We start from the raw sequence: 2,801 nt of genomic DNA on the forward strand, positions 1-2,801 counted from the left end.
GCCACCGATTCCCCATACGCCACACCGCTTCCCCGGCAGGAAACTCTTTATCGGTGGTGAGGATGTGGATCTGCCGTGTTCCACCGTCCTTGCCTTTCGCGGGAACGATACGGCTGAGCTGGCGAATCTGGTACATCCCCCCGGTCTTCTTCGTCGTTGGCAGGGCCAAATCAACGAGCGTGTCCGCCACACTCCAGGTCCCAGGACTCCGGATATCACGATTTAATGTTTCGGAGCTGGTGTCTGGTTTTGATGGCGTATTTGAGGGTGAGGTTGGTGCCGGGGTAGCGGGTTTTGGTGGTGGTGAGGTGTTCGCAGAGTTCGGTGAGGGCGGCTGTTTTCGCGTGGGTGGGTAGGGGGTCCAGGGTGATCGTCAGGTAGCCGGGAACAGTCGGGTCAATGTCCCCGCTCTGATGGAAGGCTTGACGGATGAGAGCGTGTGCTTCGTGGTTGCCGCGTTTGTAGCCGGTGTTCGTGCGGATCTCCCTTGCGAGGGTCATCATGGTGTTGAACGCGGCCATGCGGATGCTGTGGTGGATGACTTTCGTCTCGGTGTCCAGGACTTGCTGGCCGGGGGCTAGATCACCCAGGGGTAGTTTGGCGGGAATGGCTTTGTGGGCTGCCTCGGCGTGCTCGAGCAGGGTTTGGGCTTCCCAGCGGGGGGCGTTGATGGTGTTGACCATTTCACTGGTGAGGGTGATGTCTGTGGTGCCCGGTGCCGGGGTTCGTGCGCCCAGCAATGCTGCATCGGTGGCGGACTTGGCCGCCTCGTTGTGGTTCCTGGCGGCCAGGACTTTCGCGTAGGCCTTGGTCTTGGCGGGGTTAGGGACCATTCTTTCCGGGTCGTCATCGCCACTGGCGTAGGAGTCGTGGGAGTCCAGGGCGAAGTGCATGCGGGCGTAGCGGAACTGGTTTTCCTGTCGCCACCGGTTCCCCATCCTATAAATCGCCTCCCCAGCACTGATGTCGTGGTCGGTGGTGAGGATGTGGATCTGCCGGGTACCGCCACCGGTGGTGGGAACGGTCCGGGTGATTTGGCGGATCCTGAACACTTCCCCGGTCTTCTTCGTCGTGGTTAGGGGCAGGTCCACGAGTGTGTCTGCCGCGGTCCATGTCCGTGTTTGTCCGTTCTCATCAAGGTGGGTGACTTCGGTGAACTGATCCTCGGGGACGTCATCGGTGGTGCGTTTGCGCCAGGTCAACACGTTAAAGCCCTGCTCTTTCATGTGGGCGAAGAGGGCCGGGGACCAGCCGCCGCGGTCGAAACCGACCAGCACCGGCCGGTCGTCTCCTATGATGTCCCGCAGCTTGGGCAGCAGGGCGCGTAGTTCCCCGGCCAAGGAGGCACCGGGGGTGGCCATGACCAGAAAGACTGGGGAACCATGGGCGTCACTGACCCAGGTTTCCTCCGTGGCCGGGACGGGGAATTTCAGTCGGGTGGAATACAGCTTGCCGATCTTTTTCGTGCCTTGGTAGGCGCGCACGTGCCCGTCCACATAGAGGATCGCTGCGAGGTTTTCCCCGCCGGGGCCTGCGTTGCCCAGGTGATGGGATGCCAAGGCCGCAATCAGCTCTGGCGCTTTCCCTGTTGCCGCGGCTTGGGTGATGCGCCGGCGGATCGTTTTCACTTCCGGAGCCCTATCCAACCCCAAGACTCTTCCCAAATCTTCGGGGTTGAAGCCGGTGGCGCCCTCGGCCCGGGCTTCCCCGGCCAAGGCCCGCAACACCGAGTCAACCAAGATGGTTTCCAAGCCATAAAACCCATTCGGCAACGCGCCCAACGTTTCCTTCGCACAGGAGAGCAAGCCAGTGGCCTCCAAAGCGGGGAAGGCCAGGAACAACCCGGCATGAGGGACCCGTGCTGCCGGGGCAAATACCGGGCCCGCACACTCGGTCAGACCGGCCGCGGTGCGCTCGGCGGCCCGTGGCACCGGTGCCGGCAGAATCGGCAATTCCGGCTGCACCACATCAACTGGCGGCGTTTCCGGCTCACTGGCGGCTAGTGCCGCGGCTGCTTCTGATGCTTCCTTGGCGTCCTGTTCGGCGGCGAGTTTCAAGGCCCGGCGGACACTGAATTCCGAGACCCCGACTGCATCCCCGACCCTTTGATGGGACAAGCCGGTGGCGCGTAGTTCCACGATCCGGCTAATGGTATCGGCGCTGAGCCGCGACGCACGCTTTGGGCCCTTCTTCTCCGGTGCCAGGGCCAGGATCCCGCCCTCAGCGAGCATCTTTCCCCACGCCCACACCGTGCCGGGGGTGACACTGAAAACGGTTGCAATCTCGCCCAGGGTGGCAGCCTTGAGCTGAACCAGTTGTACCGCAGTCCACCGGCGTGCGGTCTCATCCCCTCCATCCCAGGCAAAGGACATCTGGCCATGCAGATAAACAGTCCCGCCACCGGTGGAATCCAGGACCAGCGATCCTGCCAGTCCCAACGGCACCGCATCCGAAACCATCGCTACGGGAAGAGGGGGCTGAGCAGTCATGACACCCATCTTCCCACCCCTCTCAACGATACGGATCCTTGAATCTATTATATCGAATAATAGGCAAAATTAAAAGCCTTTCACCATCAAAAAACCCGGGAAATCAACGAACCCACAAAACCATCAACCGACCGTGACCGGAGTCCTGAGTCCTGGGCACCGCTGGTGTCGAATTAGGCAAGCATCGCAGGCTTCGTACGAGCCGGGCGCCTTCAGGGCTCGGGCAGCCAAGCAGGGTGGCTGCAAAGTCTTTTATGAGGGGATGGCGTCTTAACATGTGAGACGAACGGGGCCGTGGCTGTTTAAAGATGA

2 protein-coding genes are annotated in these 2,801 nt (G+C 61.6%); both read right to left on the reverse strand.

Features of this window, described 5'->3' with window-relative positions; genetic code table 11:
• Nucleotides 1–190: hypothetical protein (locus tag AAGW05_RS18400; RefSeq protein WP_411806009.1), on the reverse strand; the 190-nt coding region annotated here is incomplete at its 3' end.
• A 25-nt stretch (nucleotides 191–215) separates the two neighbouring features.
• Entirely contained in the window at nucleotides 216–2,489 is a 2,274-nt protein-coding gene (locus AAGW05_RS18405; RefSeq protein ID WP_411806010.1) for a putative transposase, read from the reverse strand.
• Between the last annotated feature and the right edge of the window lie 312 nt (nucleotides 2,490–2,801).

This window comes from Arthrobacter sp. LAPM80, assembly GCF_046736435.1.
Lineage (GTDB): Bacteria > Actinomycetota > Actinomycetes > Actinomycetales > Micrococcaceae > Specibacter.